Origin of the sequence: Streptomyces toxytricini (genome assembly GCF_014649915.1) — a bacterium.
GTDB lineage: Bacteria > Actinomycetota > Actinomycetes > Streptomycetales > Streptomycetaceae > Streptomyces > Streptomyces toxytricini.
The window spans coordinates 416,339-433,396 of record NZ_BMTY01000001.1; the positions used below are offsets into that span (position 1 = coordinate 416,339).

The 17,058-nt window shown below is 75.1% G+C and carries 17 protein-coding genes; 12 read left to right on the plus strand and 5 right to left on the minus strand.

Annotated elements, in window-relative coordinates; all coding sequences use genetic code 11:
• Positions 1–4 precede the first annotated feature (4 nt).
• From IE170_RS01795 to IE170_RS01805, 3 genes are all read left to right on the plus strand, one after another.
• Positions 5–1,666, plus strand: a complete 1,662-nt coding sequence (locus IE170_RS01795; protein ID WP_223855769.1) for a peptide-N4-asparagine amidase — start codon at positions 5–7, stop codon at positions 1,664–1,666.
• A gap of 27 nt (positions 1,667–1,693) precedes the next feature.
• Positions 1,694–3,421, plus strand: a complete 1,728-nt coding sequence (locus tag IE170_RS01800) for a serine/threonine-protein kinase (RefSeq protein ID WP_308428349.1) — start codon at positions 1,694–1,696, stop codon at positions 3,419–3,421.
• Between the two features lie 78 nt (positions 3,422–3,499).
• Positions 3,500–4,441, plus strand: a complete 942-nt coding sequence (locus IE170_RS01805; protein WP_189807492.1) for a squalene/phytoene synthase family protein — start codon at positions 3,500–3,502, stop codon at positions 4,439–4,441.
• Here the strand turns inward: IE170_RS01805 and IE170_RS01810 are convergent.
• Positions 4,425–5,165 (minus strand): LysM peptidoglycan-binding domain-containing protein, encoded by a 741-nt coding sequence (locus tag IE170_RS01810; RefSeq protein ID WP_189807493.1) that lies wholly within the window; start codon positions 5,163–5,165, stop codon positions 4,425–4,427. The genes IE170_RS01805 and IE170_RS01810 overlap by 17 nt on opposite strands.
• 403 nt (positions 5,166–5,568) lie before the next feature.
• A complete protein-coding gene (locus IE170_RS01815; protein WP_189807494.1) occupies positions 5,569–6,534 on the minus strand; it encodes a dihydrodipicolinate synthase family protein in 966 nt (321 codons plus the stop codon).
• A 71-nt stretch (positions 6,535–6,605) separates the two neighbouring features.
• Between IE170_RS01815 and IE170_RS01820 the strand changes: the two genes are divergently transcribed.
• Positions 6,606–7,589: a LysR family transcriptional regulator gene (locus IE170_RS01820; protein WP_189807495.1), complete on the plus strand. Its 984-nt coding sequence runs from the start codon at positions 6,606–6,608 to the stop codon at positions 7,587–7,589.
• A gap of 73 nt (positions 7,590–7,662) precedes the next feature.
• Positions 7,663–8,748, plus strand: coding sequence for an S-(hydroxymethyl)mycothiol dehydrogenase (locus IE170_RS01825; protein ID WP_189807496.1), 1,086 nt, complete (start codon positions 7,663–7,665; stop codon positions 8,746–8,748).
• Between the two features lie 81 nt (positions 8,749–8,829).
• On the opposite strand, the gene IE170_RS01830 is transcribed toward IE170_RS01825, so the two are convergent.
• Positions 8,830–9,915: a S1C family serine protease gene (locus IE170_RS01830; protein WP_189807497.1), complete on the minus strand. Its 1,086-nt coding sequence runs from the start codon at positions 9,913–9,915 to the stop codon at positions 8,830–8,832.
• A 159-nt stretch (positions 9,916–10,074) separates the two neighbouring features.
• Between IE170_RS01830 and IE170_RS01835 the strand changes: the two genes are divergently transcribed.
• The 7 genes from IE170_RS01835 (at position 10,075) to IE170_RS01865 (ending at position 16,174) form a co-directional block, all read left to right on the plus strand.
• Positions 10,075–10,836: a PIG-L deacetylase family protein gene (locus IE170_RS01835; protein ID WP_189807498.1), complete on the plus strand. Its 762-nt coding sequence runs from the start codon at positions 10,075–10,077 to the stop codon at positions 10,834–10,836.
• Between the two features lie 134 nt (positions 10,837–10,970).
• Positions 10,971–11,948: an NADPH:quinone oxidoreductase family protein gene (locus tag IE170_RS01840; protein ID WP_189807499.1), complete on the plus strand. Its 978-nt coding sequence runs from the start codon at positions 10,971–10,973 to the stop codon at positions 11,946–11,948.
• Positions 11,945–13,132 carry an acyl-CoA dehydrogenase family protein gene (locus IE170_RS01845; protein WP_189807500.1) on the plus strand — a complete coding sequence of 396 codons (1,188 nt, stop codon included), beginning with the start codon at positions 11,945–11,947 and terminating at the stop codon, positions 13,130–13,132. The genes IE170_RS01840 and IE170_RS01845 overlap by 4 nt, the downstream gene beginning before the upstream one ends.
• Positions 13,129–14,244 (plus strand): acyl-CoA dehydrogenase family protein, encoded by a 1,116-nt coding sequence (locus IE170_RS01850; protein WP_189807501.1) that lies wholly within the window; start codon positions 13,129–13,131, stop codon positions 14,242–14,244. The genes IE170_RS01845 and IE170_RS01850 overlap by 4 nt, the downstream gene beginning before the upstream one ends.
• A gap of 76 nt (positions 14,245–14,320) precedes the next feature.
• A complete protein-coding gene (locus IE170_RS01855) occupies positions 14,321–14,860 on the plus strand; it encodes a GNAT family N-acetyltransferase (protein ID WP_189807502.1) in 540 nt (179 codons plus the stop codon).
• 60 nt (positions 14,861–14,920) lie between these two features.
• On the plus strand, positions 14,921–15,286 hold the full coding sequence (locus IE170_RS01860; RefSeq protein ID WP_189807503.1) for a tyrosinase family oxidase copper chaperone: 366 nt from the start codon (positions 14,921–14,923) through the stop codon (positions 15,284–15,286).
• Between the two features lie 24 nt (positions 15,287–15,310).
• Positions 15,311–16,174, plus strand: coding sequence for a tyrosinase family protein (locus tag IE170_RS01865; protein ID WP_189807504.1), 864 nt, complete (start codon positions 15,311–15,313; stop codon positions 16,172–16,174).
• Between the two features lie 77 nt (positions 16,175–16,251).
• Here IE170_RS01865 and IE170_RS01870 read toward each other — a convergent pair whose 3' ends face one another.
• Positions 16,252–16,527 carry a chaplin gene (locus tag IE170_RS01870; protein WP_189807505.1) on the minus strand — a complete coding sequence of 92 codons (276 nt, stop codon included), beginning with the start codon at positions 16,525–16,527 and terminating at the stop codon, positions 16,252–16,254.
• 80 nt (positions 16,528–16,607) lie between these two features.
• Entirely contained in the window at positions 16,608–16,985 is a 378-nt protein-coding gene (locus IE170_RS01875; protein ID WP_189807506.1) for a hypothetical protein, read from the minus strand.
• Positions 16,986–17,058: the final 73 nt, after the last annotated feature.

The following is a 17,058-nucleotide window of genomic DNA, read 5'->3' on the forward strand; positions in this document are numbered from 1 at the left end:
GCCCATGACACGACACAGGATGCCGGCCCTGCTCGGCGCGCTCGCCCTCGCGGCGGCCACCCTGGCGGCCGCACAGCCCGCGGCCGCGACAGGCCCCGCACCGGCCCCGCCCGCTGAAGCGGCGCCCGCAGCCACGGCCGGCTACGTCCCGCCCGAGTTCGGCACCGACTGGCACGACCCCCTCACCGCCGACCCGCCGGTCCTCCGCCCGCCGACCCGGTCCTGCGAACTGACCGTCGCCGAGGCCCGGTTCCGCGACTTCACCCCCTACCGGGGCCACTACACCCCGCCCGCCGGCTGCGGCACCGGCCCCTGGGCCAAGGTCGTCCTGCGCCTCGAAGGCAAGGTCAAGGGCCGCCAGTACGACCGCCTCGGCCACCTCTCCCTCGGCGGCGTCGAGATCCTCCGCACCTCCACCCCCGAGCCCTCGCCCGACGGCATCACCTGGAGCGTCGAGAAGGACGTCACCCGCTACCGCGACACCCTCAGCCGGCCCCAGCCCGTCGAGATGCTCATCGGGAACGTCGTCAACGAGACGTACACCGGCGTCATCGACGTCAAGGCCACCCTCGTCTTCCACACCGCCGAGCGGCACCACCCGGCCCCCGACACCCCCGACCGCGTCGTCCCGCTGACGGCCCCCGCCGTCACCACGCCCCGCAACACCGAGCGCCTCCTCGCCGAGGTGTACGCGACCGGCTCCGGCGGCGGCTGCGAGGAGTACTGGTACATGGCGGTCCCCGACGCCGCCCCCTACTCCTGCAAGGCCGCGGACGGCCCCCACCGCGAGGTCCGCATCTCCGTCGACGGCCGCCTCGCCGGCATCGCCGCCCCCTTCCCGCACGTGTGGACCGGCGGCTGGTCCAACCCCTTCCTCTGGTACGTGACACCCGCCCCGCGCGCCTTCGACGTCAAGCCCGTCGTCTACGACCTCACCCCCTTCGCCGCCCTCCTCAACGACGGCCGCGAGCACCGCATCGAGGTGTCCGTGGCGGGCCTCCCCGCCGGCCGGCCCGGCTGGAGCACCCCGACCAACCTGCTGATCTGGCAGGACGAGGGCCGGGACGTCGTCACCGGATCCCTCACCCGGCACGAGGAGGAGCAGCCCTCCGGATCCAGCCGCTGGACCCCCGCCGCCGCCGGCGAACCGCACCGCCTCGACACCCGCGGCAGCCACCGCCTCACCACCGAAGGCCGCCTGGACACCTCCCACGGCCGCGTCACCACCACCGTCACCCGCGCCGTCGGCCTCACCTCCGTGCACCGCTGGACCGACGGAGAGGACCGGGACGCCCTGTCCGCCGTCTGGACCGACGAGGAGAGCACCACCCGCGGCCGAACCACCACCCGCACCGCACGCACCTACACCATGGACGGCGAGACCGCCCTCGGCGCCGGCGACCGGCTCCGCACCGCCATCACCGTCTCCGACCGCGCCGACACCGCCGTCCTGCGCGGCGGCCGGACCGTCGACCGCAGCCGGCTCGACCACCGGTACACCGGCGACGCCTCCTACACCGCCAACGTGCCGCGCGAGGAGCGCCACGCCGTCGGCACCACCACCGAGCGCTACCGCCTGTACGGGGCGCAAGCGCCCGGCGGGTGCTACGACCGCACGGTCTCCACCGCGCAGGGCACGGTGACGGAGGACCGGCGGCGCTGCTGACGGAGGCTGCCCCTACGATGAGCCGCCATGGACATGAGTGAGGCCGGCAGACAGCTGGTCGACGGCCGATTCGAACTGTTGGCGCCACTGGGCGCCGGTGGCATGGGCACGGTGTGGCGCGCCCGCGACATCGCACTGCACCGCGACGTCGCCCTCAAGGAGGTGCGCCCGCCGGACCCGGCGACGGCCGCGGCCCAGCCCGGCCTCACCGTCCAGCTGCGGGAGCGCGCGGTGCGCGAGGCCCGGGCCCTGGCCCGCCTCGCGCACCCCAACGTGGTGACGATCCACCACATCGTCGAGCCCGCCGGCGGCGAGGACGGGCACCCGTGGATCGTGATGGAGCTCGTCAAGGGCGGCTCCCTGCACGACCGGCTGGAGTCCGGGCCCCTGCCCGTCGCGGACGCCGTCCGGATCGGCCTCGACGTCCTGTCGGCGCTGCGCGCCGCCCACGCCGAGGGCGTCCTCCACCGGGACGTGAAACCGGCCAACGTGCTGCTGCGGGCCGACGGCTCGGCGGTGCTCACCGACTTCGGCATCGCCGCCCTGCACGGCTCCACGGCGCTGACCTCCACCGGCGTGCTCATCGGCTCCCCCGAGTACATCGCCCCGGAGCGGGCCCGCGGCGAGGAGGGCCTGCCCGCCTCCGACCTGTGGTCCCTCGGCATGCTGCTGTACACGGCATCGGAGGGCACGCACCCGCTGCGCCGCCCCACCAGCCTCGCCACCGTCGTCGCCGTGTTGGAGGACCCCATTCCGGCCCCGGTGCGCTCCGGCCCGCTGGGCCCCGTACTGGAGCGGCTGCTCGTACGGGACCTGGCCGCGCGGCCCGACGCCGCCGAACTCGAACGGCTCCTGCGGGAGGCGCAGGCCGCCCTCGCCGGGGCCGCACCGAGCGCCGTCCCGCACGCCACGCCCGGGCAGTACGGGCCGCCGGGCACCCAGCTCGCCGCCCCGCACCCCGCCACGCCGCCGCAGGGCCTGCCGCAGCAGCCCGCCAAGGTGCCCGCAGGGCCGTACGCCCCGCCGCCGTTCACCCCGGCGGGCGGATCCCCCTACGCCGCGACCGCGGCCGTCCCCACGGGCGGCCGGACCCCGCGCCGCCGCCCCGCCCTCCTCGGCGGGCTCCTCGCGGTGGTCCTGGCCGGCGGCGGGGCCGTCGCCCTCGTCAACGCGCTGTCCGGCGGCGACACCGGCGGCAGCGGCGCGGGCAAGGGCGGAGCCTCCGCCCCGGCCGCCACGGCCGGCGCCACGGGTCCCGCGCCCAGGCAGTCGGCCGGGTCGGGTGCGCCCGCCAAGGAGGCCGCCGCGCCCCGGGGCAGCCTGCTCACCCCCGCCAACGTCCGCACCGCGATCGAGGCGTTCAAGCAGCAGACCGGCACCACCACCTTCGCGGAGATGACCGTCTACGGGGAGTACGTGCTCGCGTCCATCCCCACCGCCCCGGGCGCGAAGACGTACGACCGCTGGCAGTACCGCGACGGCCAGGCCAAGAAGAGCGGCCCCGGCGGCACCCTGAGGCCCGACAAGCCGCCGATCGACATGGCCGGCGTCAACTGGGACGCCCTGCCCGGCCTGCTGGCCAAGGCCGAGCAGGAGCTGGGCGTCGACAAGCCGACCTCCCGCTACGTCATCATCGAGCCCTGGCTCTTCGACGGGACCCCCTCGATGCGCCCCTACCTCAGCGACGAGTACGGGCAGGGCGGCTACGTGCACGCCGACACCCAGGGCAACGTGAAGAAGGTCTACAAGAGCTGACATCGTGTACCCGTACCCGTACCCGTACGCGCACGGCACGCGCGTACGGCACGCACGGTTCAGAGGAGCACCCACCCCATGCCCACCTGGCGCACCGCCCTGACGGCGGCCGGCATCCGCGACCCCCGGCTGCGCGCCGACTTCACGTACGCCGCACGCCGGGTCCTGCGCCGGGAGCCCGCCCCGTACCTGACGCTGCGCCTGCTCGCCGCACCGGAGCTGGTGCCGTGGATGACCGCGGGGGTCGCCTTCATGAACCTCGTCGACGACACCGCCGAGACGGGCACCCCGCAGCAGCGGGCGGACGGGCTGGCGGCGCTCGCCGAGCGGGTGGCGGAGGCACTGAGGACCGGCGGCGGCCCGGACCCGCTGCTGCGGGCCTACGCGCACGCCGTCGCCGCCCGCGGGCTGCCCGAGCGCTGGGTGTCCCGCTTCCTGGAGGGCGCCGCCGGCGCCGAAGCCCGCTTCGACGGCTTCGACACCGAGGAGGACTTCCAGGCCTACCTCGACGCCTACGCCTGGCCGGGGCTGCTCGCCTTCACCGGGCTCCAGTACCCCGGCGGCCCCGACAGGGAGCAGGCCGCCGGGTGGCGGCGGTTCGTCGATGCCGCCCAGCGCGTCGACTTCCTCGCCGACCTCGCCGGGGACCTGGCCGAGGGCCGCCTCTGCCTGCCGCGGGCCGCCCTCGCCGAGCACTCCGTGACCCGCGAGGACCTCGAACAGGCCCGCGACACCCCGGCCGTACGGGCCCTGCTGGCCGCGCAGGCACGCCGGGCACGGACCGCCCTGGAGGCCGCGGACGGCATCATCGGCCTGGCGGAGCCGGGACTGCGGCCGGTCGTCGCGGCCATGACGGAGCTGATGGGGCACCAGCTGGCGGCCGTGGAGCGGGCCGGCGCGGGTGCTCTGCGCCGCGACGTCGGCTACGGGGTGGCCGCCCCGGTACGGACCCTGCTGCGGGCCCGGGCCGGGGCCCGCCGCGGGGCCCCGGCCGCATCGGCTGCTAGTACGGGCCGTTGACGTTGTCGATGGAGCCGTAGCGGGCGGCCGCGTAGTTGCAGGCGGCGGTGATGTTCGCGACCGGGTCGTAGGAGTCGGTCGAGGTGCCGGGCACGTGGTAGGCGCGGAACGTCGGGTCGATGACCTGGAGCAGGCCCTTCGACGGAATGCCGTTGCGGGCGTTGATGTCCCAGTTGTTGATGGCCCGCGGGTTGCCCGAGGACTCGCGCATGACGTTGCGGTGGATGCCCTGGTAGGTGCCCGGGATTCCGTGCTTGGCCATCACGGCGAGCGACTCGCGGATCCAGCCGTCGAGGTTGTTCGGGTACGAGGCGGCCGGCTTGGCCGCAGCGGCCTTCGCGGCCGCCGCCTTGGCGGCCGTGCCGAGGGCCAGCTTCAGGCCGGGGCGGATCACCTCGGGATTGCTGCCGATGGCGCTCCGGTTCGCCTCGTAGAGGGCCTTCCATCCGCCGGCCACCGAATGCTGCGCGGCGATCTTCGAAAGGGTGTCGCCGACGGTCACGGAATACGTCGCGGGGGCTGCCGCCTTTTCCGCCGCCGGCTTGGCGGCGGGCAGTGCCGCCGCGGCCGCGGCGGGCACCGCGGCCGGCTGGGCGACGACCGCGCCGGCGGTGGTCGCGCTGATCAGCGGGATGGCGAGGGCCGCGCCGCCGGTGCCGGCGACGGCCAGCTTGCGGACGGCGGGGCGCTGCTTCGGGCGGCGGTGCTTACCCGTTCCGGGCATGGCGGAATTCCTCACGTGCGGGTGCGGGGGGAGCCCTGGCGGATGCCGGAATCGGTAGCTGCCCGCCGGGAACGACGTGAAGGTAGGCGAGTCCGCCGGGCCGGAACAAGGCTCCGCATCACGCACGTGATCCCTTGGCCGTTTTCGGTGCGGTAAACGACCTTGGAGGGGATCTCCGGGAATGCCGGATTTCCTTTCGGGGAAAAGGGAATCGCGCGTCCGCGAGAAATGATGTTGCAAAGTCCGGAGTGACTGACATCACGGTTTGCGAGGGGGGCGGAGCAAAACGGGCAAAGTGTGGTTTCGATGGCCTGATGAGGGCATCCGTCCTGTTCTTTGCCAACCGCCCACGGCGGGCGCAATCCGGCGCGCCCGCCTCGATTCCGCGCCCCCTGCGGGACCTTCAGAGGGCGGCGAGCCGGTCCAGCGCCTCCGCGACCGACCGCCGGCCCGCCGGCAGCAGCGGAAGGCGCACGTCCGGCGTGGGGATCCGCCCCTGCGCATGGAGCACACCCTTCACCACCGCCGGATTCGGCTCCCGGAAGAGCGCCGCCGCCAGCGCGGCCAGGCGGTGGCCCAGCTCCCGGGCCCGTACCGCGTCCCCCTCCCGCCAGGCGGCAGCCAGCTCCGCGTACCGCGCCGTCGCCAGGTGCGCGGATGCGAGGATCCCGCCGGCCGCGCCGAGCGCGAGCATCGGGGAGGTGAACGCGTCGTCGCCGGCGAGCACCGCGAATCCGTCCGGCAGGTCCCCCAGGAGCGCCACGGTCTCCTGGTCGATCCCGCCGTTCGCGTACTTCACCCCGGCGACCCCCGGCAGCGCCCCGAGCGCCCGCAGCGCCTCCGCGTCCAGCTGCTGCCCCGTGCGGTAGGGGATGTGGTAGACGACCAGCGGCACCGGGCTCGCCGCTGCCAGCCTGGTGAAGTGGGCGAGCACGCCCGCCGCACCGGGCCGTACGAACGACGGCACCGCCACCAGCGCCGCCCGCGCCTCCGGCCACCGCGCCAGCAGGCCCAGGTCCTCCTCCGCGGCGCGCGTGCCGCCCGCGCCCGCGCCGACGGTCAGCACCGCGCCCCGCTCCCGGCACACCCGGGCGCAGACACCGGTGACCAAGTCGCGCTCCCCCGCGTCCAGCGAGGCCGCCTCGGCCGTGGTGCCCAGGGCCACGATCCCGGAGGCGCCCTCGTCGAGCACCTGGTGGGCGAGCGCCTCCAGCGCGTCGGCCGCGACGCCGCCGCCGTTCGAGAAGGGGGTGATGAGCGGGACGTGGATCCCCTGCAAGGAGAGGTCCCCGGCCTGTGCGTCGGCCCGGGACCCCCGGCAGCTCTGGAAGTCCTGCGGAGCCTGTGAGTTCTGTGCGTTGTGCGCCATGCAGACGAGCTTCGCCCGCACCCACCCGCAGATCCAGTTCGCATTCCTTACCCGAACCGTAAGCTGGTCCGATGCTCGACGTACGACGCCTGCGCCTGCTGCGCGAACTCGCCCGCCGCGGAACCATCGCGGCCGTCGCCGAGGCCCTCTCCTTCAGCCCCTCGGCCGTCTCCCAGCAACTGGGCGTCCTCGAACGCGAGGCCGGCCTGCCACTGCTCGAACGCACCGGCCGCACCGTCCGCCTCACACCGGCCGGCCAGAACCTCGTCCGGCACGCCGAAGCCGTCCTCGAGCGGCTGGAGGAAGCAGCCGCCGACCTGGCGGAGGCGCGCAGCGGCCTCGCGGGAGCCCTGCGCATCGGCGCCTTCCCGACGGCGACCCGGGCCATCGTCCCCGCCGCCCTCACCGCCCTGGCCCGGCGCCACCCGCGCCTGGAGGCGATGGTGACCGAGACGGACCCGGCGGCCGTCGCGCACGCCCTGCGCGCCGGCGACCTCGACGTCGCCCTCGTCCACGAGTACGACTTCGTCCCCGCGCCCCGCGAGCCCGGGATCGCCACCGAGCCCCTCTACCGGGAGGCGATGTACCTGGCCGCGCCCGCCGCCGGACGGGAGCCGCCCCCGGACGCCCGGCCGCGGGAAGCGGAGGAGCCCGCCGCGGCCGACGGCCCCGGCCCGGCGGAGCAGCGCGCCGCGCTGCGGGCCCACGCCGACGCCCCCTGGATCACCGCCACCCCCGGCACCCTCTGCCACACCATGGCCGTACGGGCCTGCGAGGCCGCCGGGTTCACCCCGCGCGTGCGCCACCTGGTGGACGAGTTCCCCACCGTCCTCGCACTCGTCGCCGCCGGGCAGGGGGTGGCCGTCGTACCCGGGCTCGGCCTGCACGGGCACGCGGACCCGGCCGTCGCCCTCACCCGGCTGCGCATGGAGCGCCGTACGAAGCTGGCGTTCCGCAGCGGATCCGCCGGCCACCCGGCCGTGGCCGCCTTCGGGGAGGCGCTCCGCGCCGCGCTGCCGCCGGAACCGGCCACGGGGGCGGACGGCGGCCCGTGATGCAACTCCCCTCCGGGCTCCGGCCCGTGTACGTTCGGTGATCCAGACGGATCCGAGCAGAGCGGGGTATGACGTGACGCATCGCGTACGAGGGATCATCGCGCGGAGCAAGGGCGCACCGGTGGAGTCGGCGACGATCCTCGTACCGGACCCGGGGCCGGGCGAGGCCCTGGTCAAGGTCCAGGCGTGCGGGGTGTGCCACACCGACCTGCACTACCGCGAGGGCGGCATCAACGACGAGTTCCCCTTCCTCCTCGGCCACGAGGCGGCGGGCGTGGTCGAGGCGGTCGGCCCCGACGTCACCTCGGTCGCCCCCGGGGACTTCGTCGTCCTCAACTGGCGTGCCGTGTGCGGCACCTGCCGGGCCTGCCGGCGCGGCCGCCCCTGGTACTGCTTCGCCACGCACAACGCGGCCCAGCCCATGACGCTGGAGGACGGCACCCCGCTGTCCCCGGCGCTCGGCATCGGCGCCTTCGCCGAGAAGACGTTGGTCGCCGCGGGCCAGTGCACCAAGGTCGACCCGGCGGCCTCGCCGGCCGCCGCCGGGCTGCTGGGCTGCGGGGTGATGGCCGGCCTCGGGGCGGCCCTGAACACCGGCGGCGTCGGCCGCGGCGACTCGGTGGCCGTCATCGGCTGCGGGGGAGTGGGCAGCGCGGCCGTGGCCGGGGCCCGGCTCGCGGGAGCGGGCCGGATCATCGCCGTGGACCTGGACGACCGCAAGCTCGAACTGGCCCGCGGGCTGGGCGCCACGCACACCGTAAACGGGCGTACCGAGGACGTTGTCAAGGCCGTGCAGGAACTGACCGGCGGCCACGGCGCGGACGTCGTCATCGACGCCGTCGGCCGCCCCGAGACCTACCGGCAGGCCTTCTACGCCCGCGACCTCGCCGGCACCGTGGTCCTCGTCGGCGTGCCGACCCCCGAGATGCAACTGGAGCTGCCCCTGCTGGACGTCTTCGGCCGCGGCGGCGCCCTCAAGTCCTCCTGGTACGGGGACTGCCTGCCCGAACGGGACTTCCCCGTCCTGATCGACCTGTACCTGCAGGGCCGGCTCGACCTGGACGCGTTCGTCTCGGAGACCATCCCGCTCGACGGGGTCGAGGACGCCTTCGCCCGGATGGAGCGCGGCGAAGTCCTGCGGTCCGTCGTCGAGTTCTGACGCCGGTCGGGGGGCCGGGGCCGCGAACCGGGAACGGTCGGCGGCCCCATCCCTTCACCACTCTGCCGACGGCCGGGATCCTCACTGGCCTGTGGTCGTGGACGCCTTGTCCAGGGTGAGGTCGGTCGCCCACTCCGCGCCGAACTTCATTTCCTTGCCGTCGGCGTTGATGGAGTACACCCCCTGGACCGGGAGCACCTCGCCCGGGGAGGCGGACTGGAGGATGTCGCAGATCCCGCCGACGGATTCCACCTTGGTGTCCTTGACAGCGGTCACCACGTCCCCCAGGCCCAGTTTCGCCTTCGCCGCGGGTGTGTTGCTCCGGGCGTTGACCACGAAGACCCCGGTCACCCCGGAGTCGACGAGCTGTTTCTGTGCCTTCTCCGCCGCGGCCGGGTCGACGCCGTACTGCTCCAGGTACGTCGGCAGGCCGGGGTCGTCAAGACCCGCCAGGATCCACCCCGGGTCGTTCTTCCTGACCCCCTCGGCGAGGCCGTCCAGCAGCGGCCGGGCGTGGTCGCCGCTGATGGAGAAGAACTGGCCCTGCACGTCCCCGCCGCTGCCGAGCGTGTTGATCCCGACGACTTGACCCTGCCCGTTGAGCAGCGGACCGCCGGAGTTGCCGGCGTTGACGGCGGCCGAGTGCTGGATGAGGGCCGGATAGCGCGGCAGGGACGTCGACGGCTCCGCGTCCGCCACCTCCGGGTTCTGGACCGAGCCGGCCGTGTACACGGCCTTCTGGCCCACGCCGCCGATCGACGCCGGATAGCCGAGGACGGTGACGGTGTCTGCGGTCTGCACGTCCTTGCTCTTCCCGAACTCCAGCGCCTTCAGATCGGGTGGCACGGAGGTGAGCTGCAGGACGGCGAGGTCCTCGCAGGGGTCGATGCCGACGAGCCGGGCCGGCTGCGTACTCTCGCCGACCACGACCTTCAGGGACGCCTGCCCCTCCACCACGTGGGCGTTGGTGGCGACGAGCCCCTTCTCGGCGTCGTAGACGAAGCCGCTGCCGCTGCCCACCTCGCCCGCCACGAGCACCGTGGCCGGGGCCGCCTTCTCGTAGATCTCCCGCGGATCCATGTCGTCCGCGTACGCCGGCGGCAAGGCCGCCGTTCCCAGGGCCAGCACCGCGGCGGCCAGCACGGGGCCGCTGCACCGCACCTTCATGAGCCCGCCACCTTTCCGCAGGAGGGGTCCCTCTTTCAGGCTAGCTCCGCCCCGCGGGGGTGTCCTGCGCTGGCCGGGGGCGCGTGCCCGGCGCCGCACCTGACGTCAGTCCGCCCCGACTCCGTTTCCCCGCCGGGCCGTTCGCATAGGGTGCGCAGCATGGACACGCAGACCGGACAGCCCGCACCGCTGGAGCCCATGCCCACCGACTGGACGCGCGCCCTCGCGGTCGTCGCCCACCCGGACGACCTGGAGTACGGCGGCGCCGCGGCCGTCGCCGACTGGACGGACGGCGGCCGCGAGGTCGCCTACCTGCTGGCCTCGCGCGGCGAGGCGGGCATCGACACCCTCGCGCCCGCGGAGTGCGCCCCGCTGCGCGAGGCGGAGCAGCGGGCGAGCGCGGCGGTGGTCGGCGTCTCCACCGTCGAGTTCCTCGACTACCGCGACGGCGTCATCGAGTACGGCCTGGACCTGCGCCGGGACATCGCCGCCGCCATCCGCCGCCACCGACCCGAACTGCTGATCACGCTCAACCACCGCGACACCTGGGGAGGCCAGGGCGGCGGCGGCTTCTGGAACACCCCCGACCACAAGGCGGTGGGCCGCGCCACCCTGGACGCCGCCGCCGACGCCGGCAACCGGTGGATCTTCCCCGAGCTCATCGAGCAGGGCCTGGAGCCTTGGAACGGGGTGCGCTGGATCGCCGTGGCCGGATCCCCGCAGGCGACCCACGCCGCCGACGCCACGGCCGGCATGGAGCGGTCCATCGCCTCGCTGATGGAGCACAAGGCGTACATCGAGGCCCTCACCGACCAGGACCCGGAGGAGTACTGCCGAGGGTTCCTCACCGGCTTCGCCGAGCAGGCCGCGGCCCGCTTCGGCGGCCGCCCGGCCGTCACGTTCGAGCTCTTCTCCCGCTGACCCTCCCGGTCCGGGGCGTCGCCGCGCCCGCCCGGGGCGGCGCCCCGGGTGGGAACGCATGGTTCCCAGAGTGCCAAGCAACCGCTTAGTATGCCGCGGGACGCGTTCTCCCCGACGGCGGCTGGAGGCCCCGGATGCAGGCATGGCGAGTGCACACCACCGGCGAACCCCGCGAGGCCATGCGCCTCGAGGACGTCCCGGAACCGGTGCCCGGTGAGGGGGAGGTGCGGCTGCGCGTCCTCGCGGCCGCCGTCAACTTCCCCGACGCCCTGCTCGTACGGGGCCAGTACCAGATCCGCCCCCCGCTGCCCTTCACCCCCGGCGTCGAGGTCTGCGCGGAGACCGAGGACGGCCGCCGCGTCATCGCCAACCCCGCCCTCCCGCACGGCGGCCTGGCCGAGTACGCCACCGCCCCCGCCGCGGCCCTGCTGCCCGCCCCGGACAGCCTCGACGACGCCGAGGCCGCCGCCCTCCACATCGGCTACCAGACCGGCTGGTTCGGCCTCCACCGCCGGGCCCGCCTCCAGGCCGGCGAGACGCTGCTCGTCCACGCCGCCGCCGGAGGCGTCGGCAGCGCCGCCGTCCAACTCGGCAGGGCCGCCGGCGCCACCGTCATCGGCGTCGTCGGCGGCAAGGCCAAGGCGCGCACCGCCGAGGAACTCGGCTGCGACCTGGTGGTCGACCGCACCGCCGAGGACGTCGCGGCCCGGGTCAAGGAATTCACCGGAGGCCGCGGCGCCGACGTCGTCTACGACCCGGTCGGCGGGGACGCCTACACCGCCTCCACCAAGTGCATCGCCTTCGAGGGCCGGATCGTCGTCGTCGGCTTCGCCGGCGGCACCGTCCCCACCCCCGCCCTGAACCACGTCCTCGTCAAGAACTACTCCGTCCTGGGCCTGCACTGGGGCCTCTACGCCCTCCGGGACCCGGCGGCCGTCCGCGACTGCCACGCCGAACTCACCCGCCTCGCCGCCACCGGAGCCGTCAAACCCCTGGTCAGCGAACGCCTCCCGCTCGCGGCCGCCGCCGACGCGGTCCAGCGCGTCGCCGACGGCACGACCACCGGCCGGCTCGTCGTCCTCCCCGCCCGGGACGGGGGCACCCGGCCGTGACCACCGCCGACGCCCTGCGCGCCCGGGTCCGCGACCTGCTCGCCGCGCACCCGCCCGCCACCACCGGCCGCACCGCCTTCCTGCAGGCCCGCTTCGACGCCGGACTCGCCTGGGTCCACTACCCCGAGGGCCTCGGCGGGCTGGGCGCGCCCCGCTCCCTCCAGGCCGCCGTCGACGCCGAACTCGCCGCCGCAGGAGCCCCGGACAACGACCCGCGCCGCATCGGGATCGGCCTCGGCATGGCCGCGCCGACGATCCTCGCGCACGGCACTGGGGAGCAGAAGCAGCGCTTCCTGCGCCCCCTGTGGACCGGCGAGGAGGTCTGGTGCCAGCTGTTCAGCGAACCGGGCGCCGGCTCCGACCTCGCCGCCCTCGGCACCCGCGCCGTCCTCGACGAGGCCGCCGGCGAGTGGGTCGTCGACGGGCAGAAGGTGTGGACGTCCAGCGCCCACGCGGCCCGCTGGGGCATCCTCCTCGCCCGCACCGACCCCGGCCTGCCCAAGCACCGGGGCATCAGCTTCTTCGTGTGCGACATGCACGCCCCCGGCGTCGAGGTCCGGCCGCTGCGCCAGATCACCGGTGAAGCCGAGTTCAACGAGGTGTTCCTCACCGGCGTCCGCATCCCCGACGCCCACCGGATCGGCGCCGCGGGCCGGGGCTGGGAGGTCGCCCGGACCACCCTGATGAACGAGAGGGTCTCGATCGGCGGCATGCGCATCCCCCGGGAGGGCGGCATGATCGGCCGCCTGGCCGCGGCCTGGCGCGAGCGGCCCGCCCTGCGCACCCACGCCCACCACCAGCGCCTCCTCGGCCTGTGGGTCGAGGCGGAAGTCGCCCGACTGGCCGCCGAGCGGCTGCGGCAGCAGCTCGCCGCCGGACAGCCCGGGCCCGAGGGCTCCGGGATGAAGCTGACCTTCGCCCGCCTCAACCAGGAGATCAGCGGCCTGGAGGTGGAGTTCCTCGGCGAGGACGGCCTGTACTACGGGGACTGGGAGATGACCCGCCCCGACACCGTCGACTTCACCGGCCGCGACGCCGGCTACCGCTACCTGCGCGCCAAGGGCAACAGCATCGAGGGCGGCACCAGCGAGATCCTGCTGAACATCGTCGCCGAACGCGTCCTCGGCCTGCCCGCCGAACCGCGCGACGACAAGGACGTCCCCTGGAAGGACCTGGCCCGATGACCGCTCCCGGTGCCGCCCTCGACCTGCGGTACTCCGACACCGAGGAGGAGCTGCGCTCCGCCGTGCGCTCCCTCCTCGCCGCCCGCTGCACCCCCGCCGGTGTCCTCGCCCGCGCCGAGGGCGGCCGCCCCCACGACCCCGCCCTCTGGGACACCCTCGCCGCCGGGATCGGCACGGCCGGCCTGATCGTCCCGGAGGAGCTCGGCGGCCAGGGCGCCGGCCCCCGCGAGGCCGCCGTCGTCCTGGAGGAGCTCGGACGGGCCGTCGCCCCCGCCCCCTACCTGGCGCACGCCGTGCTCTCCGCCGTCATCCTCCTCGGCTGCGACCCGGCCGCGGCGGCCCCGCACCTGGCGGAACTGGCCGCAGGCCGCCGCGTGTACGTGCCCGCCCTGCCGCTGACGCAGGCCCCCGGGGCGCCGCTCCCGCCGCCGGTCCGCGACACCGGGGGCGGGGCCCTCGCCGGGCGCGCCACCTCGATCGCGGACGCGGTCGCCGCCGACGTGCTGCTGGTCCTCGCGGACACCGGCCTGTACGCCGTCGAGGCCTCCGAGGTGCGGCTCGCGCCCCGGACCCCGCTCGACCTGACCCGCCCCCTCGCCGACGCGGTCTTCGACGGGGCCGCCGCCACCCGCCTCGCCGACCCCGAAACCGCCCGCGCCGCCGTGCAGAAGGCCCTGCTGTGCGGGGCGGGCCTGCTCGCCTCCGAGCAGGTCGGGCTCGCCGAGTGGTGCCTCGACCGGACGGTGGCGTACCTGCGGACGCGCCACCAGTTCAACCGGCCCGTCGGCTCCTTCCAGGCCGTCAAGCACCGGCTGGCCCGGCTGTGGCTCGACACCGCGGCGGCCCGCGCCGCCGCCCGGGCCGCCGCGGACGCGCTGGCGGCGGACGCGCCCGACGCACCGCTCACCGTCGCCGTGGCGCAGGCGTACTGCTCGGGCGTCGCCGTGCGGGCCGCCGAGGAGTGCGTACAACTGCACGGCGGCATCGGCATGACGTGGGAGCACCCGGCGCACCTCTACCTCAAACGCGCCAAGGCCGACTCGCTGGCCCTCGGCACGGCGGGCCACCACCACACCACCGTCGCCGCCCTCGCCGACCTGCCCGCCCCCTGACCGGGGCGGCCGCCCGGCCCGGGCCCGGGACCGCCCCGCCCCCCGGCCCGTGCGGCCGGGTTCCTATCCTCGGGCCATGACCGCACTCGTCTCACCCGTCACCGCCGCCCAGTTGGCTGCCCACCGCGACGAACTGGCCGACCTGCTCGTCGCGGTGGTCCGCGAAGGCTCCTCCCTCGGCTTCCTCGCCGACCTCGACCAGGCCGCCGCAGCCGCCTGGTGGGAGACCCTCCTGCCCTCCCTCCGCGACGGCACCCTCGCCCTGTGGGTGTCCCGCCCCGCGGAGGGCGCACCGGTCGACGGCACCGTCGCCTGGGCCCGCGAGACCAAACCGAACGGCCGCCACCGCGCCGAACTGCGCAAGCTGATGGTCCACCCCGCCGCCCGCGGCCGCGGCACCGCCCGGGCCCTGCTCGCCGAGGCCGAGTGCGCCGCCGCCCGGGCCGGCGTCAGGCTGCTCTTCCTCGACACGGAGACGGGCAGCGGCGCCGAGCGCCTCTACCGGGCCGCAGGCTGGACCGAGGCCGGGACCATCCCCGACTACGCCGCCGACCCCGCCGGCCGCCTCCACCCGACGACCCTCTACTACAAGCACCCGTCCCTCCGGCCCAGGTGACCTCCCCCGCCGCGCGGCGTTAGACCCCGTAGCCCCACCACCGAGCGAGGGAGAGAACGCATGCACGCCGCATCCGCCGGCGCACCACCGACCCGTCGCGCGGTCCTGCGCGCCGCCTTCACCGCGGCGGTCCTCGCCGGGACCGCCGCGGCCCTGGCGCCCGTCCTGCGCGCCCGCCGCCCCCGGCAGACCGTCAGCCCCGCCCCGCTGGCCGAGGAGACCTACCGCGGCCGGCACATCGAGGTCTCCGCGGCCGGGGTCCGCATCGACGGCCGCCCCCTGCACGTGATGCGCCGCGCCGACGGCAGCTATCTGAGCGGGATCAACCACTTCGAGTCGTACGGGACCCCCCTGGAGCTCGCGCGCGCCGCCGTAGACGAGCTCGGCACGACGCAACTCGCCCTCGCCGCCCCTCACCACGGCTGACGCACGGAAGGCGAGGAGCCCGCGTTGTACACCCGGCAGAACCAGCGGAACCTGACCAGCAGCCAGAAGCGGCGGTTCACCGCCGCCGTGCTGGAGCTCAAGCGGACCGGCGCGTACGACGAGCTGGTGCGCATGCACGACAAGTACTTCGTGCCCGACCGCGGCAGCAAGCTCCGCGTCGGCCACATGTCCCCTTCCTTCTTCCCCTGGCACCGGCGCTACCTGCTGGAGTTCGAGGGGCTCCTGCGGGGCGTCGACCCGGGGGTGAGCATCCCGTACTGGGACTGGACCACGGACAACAGCCCCGCCTCCTCCCTGTGGGCGGAGGACTTCCTCGGCGGCACCGGCCGCGAGGGCGACCGCCAGGTCATGACCGGCCCGTACGCGCACCGGTCGGGGAACTGGGAGATCACGGTCGGCTTCACCGAGGCCCGCTTCCTCACCCGCAACCTGGGCCGGCCGCAGAACCCGATCACCCTGCCCACCCGGGCGGAACTCCAATGGGCCCTGGACGACCCGGTGTACGACACCGCGCCCTGGAACTCCACGGCCCGCGACGGCGGGTTCCGCAACAAGCTGGAGGGCTGGGCCGCTCCCAAGTCCGAGCGCTGGCGCAACCACAACAAGGTGCACCAGTGGATCGGCGGGCACATGACGGGCGGCACCGCCCCCAACGACCCGGCGTTCTGGCTCCACCACGCCTTCGTCGACCTGCTCTGGGACCGCTGGCAGCGGCAGCACCCGCGCTCCGGCTACCTGCCCGCCGCGCCGCTGCAGCCGGGCGACCTCCAGCGGGGCCGGGTGATCTCCCGGGATGAGCCCATGCCCCCCTGGAACGTCACACCGCGCGACATGCTGGACCACAGGAACCTCTACCGCTACGAGTGACCGCCCCGGATACGCGAGGAGGCCCCCGCCGCACGGCGGGGGCCTCCTGCGGCCGGATCACCCGGCCTGACGGCCGGTCAGTGGCCGTAGCCCTCGGTGTGCTGCTCGCCACCGGACGCGTTGACGCAGGTGTTGCCGAACGCCGGGTTCAGCAGGGCGATGACGTTCACCGTGTTTCCGCACACGTTGATCGGGACGTGCACCGGAACCTGGACGAGGTTGCCGGACAGGACACCGGGGGAGCCGACCGCCGCACCGTGCGCTCCGGCATCGGCGACGGCCAGACCGGCACCGGCGGCCAGGGCGCTACCGGCGGCAGCGGTGACGGCGACTGCCTTCGCGATACGCGACATCAAGATCTCCTCGTGAGGTGTGGGCGCCGCAGTGGGCTGCGGCATTCGACATGGCGTACAACGCGGCCGGGGCCGCCTGGTCACGGCCGCTGGGCCGACGCGGTGACATCGAAGCGGACGGAGTCGAAATACGGCGTGATCCGGCCCCCCGCTCCGGGCCGCAGGACCTCGACCGGCGTGCCCGCACAGCCCGGCCGGGAGTAGAGGTACGCGGTACCCGAGGTGTTGTTGGTGACGCCGCGGGCCCCGCCGCCCCGGGCCTCCACACAGCCCTCGGGAGCGGTCAGGCCGTGGACCCGGTCGTCCCGGCCGACGTACTGGAAGTCCGGCTGCCCGGCGGCGGCCAGGGCCGGGCCCGCGGCGGCGAGCAGCAGCAGGGGGGCCGGGGCGCAGGCCCGGACGAGGGAGCGGGCGGGGCGGACGGTGACCGGCCCGCGCGGGAAGGGCATGAATGGCATGCCGGTCCAACCCGGCCCGGCCCCGGCCGGGTCACGCCTTGTCACCCGTTGCACGCGTGTGCGACCGTGCCCC

Excerpts from the sequence above, each read along its gene's own strand:
- IE170_RS01795 (WP_223855769.1), top strand. The coding sequence starts at position 5 with ATGACACGACACAGGATGCCGGCCCTGCTCGGCGCGCTCGCCCTCGCG.
- IE170_RS01800 (WP_308428349.1), top strand. The coding sequence starts at position 1,694 with ATGGACATGAGTGAGGCCGGCAGACAGCTGGTCGACGGCCGATTCGAA.
- IE170_RS01805 (WP_189807492.1), top strand. The coding sequence starts at position 3,500 with ATGCCCACCTGGCGCACCGCCCTGACGGCGGCCGGCATCCGCGACCCC.
- IE170_RS01810 (WP_189807493.1), bottom strand. The coding sequence starts at position 5,165 with ATGCCCGGAACGGGTAAGCACCGCCGCCCGAAGCAGCGCCCCGCCGTC.
- IE170_RS01815 (WP_189807494.1), bottom strand. The coding sequence starts at position 6,534 with ATGGCGCACAACGCACAGAACTCACAGGCTCCGCAGGACTTCCAGAGC.
- IE170_RS01820 (WP_189807495.1), top strand. The coding sequence starts at position 6,606 with ATGCTCGACGTACGACGCCTGCGCCTGCTGCGCGAACTCGCCCGCCGC.
- IE170_RS01830 (WP_189807497.1), bottom strand. The coding sequence starts at position 9,915 with ATGAAGGTGCGGTGCAGCGGCCCCGTGCTGGCCGCCGCGGTGCTGGCC.
- IE170_RS01835 (WP_189807498.1), top strand. The coding sequence starts at position 10,075 with ATGGACACGCAGACCGGACAGCCCGCACCGCTGGAGCCCATGCCCACC.
- IE170_RS01840 (WP_189807499.1), top strand. The coding sequence starts at position 10,971 with ATGCAGGCATGGCGAGTGCACACCACCGGCGAACCCCGCGAGGCCATG.
- IE170_RS01850 (WP_189807501.1), top strand. The coding sequence starts at position 13,129 with ATGACCGCTCCCGGTGCCGCCCTCGACCTGCGGTACTCCGACACCGAG.
- IE170_RS01855 (WP_189807502.1), top strand. The coding sequence starts at position 14,321 with ATGACCGCACTCGTCTCACCCGTCACCGCCGCCCAGTTGGCTGCCCAC.
- IE170_RS01860 (WP_189807503.1), top strand. The coding sequence starts at position 14,921 with ATGCACGCCGCATCCGCCGGCGCACCACCGACCCGTCGCGCGGTCCTG.
- IE170_RS01870 (WP_189807505.1), bottom strand. The coding sequence starts at position 16,527 with ATGTCGCGTATCGCGAAGGCAGTCGCCGTCACCGCTGCCGCCGGTAGC.
- IE170_RS01875 (WP_189807506.1), bottom strand. The coding sequence starts at position 16,985 with ATGCCATTCATGCCCTTCCCGCGCGGGCCGGTCACCGTCCGCCCCGCC.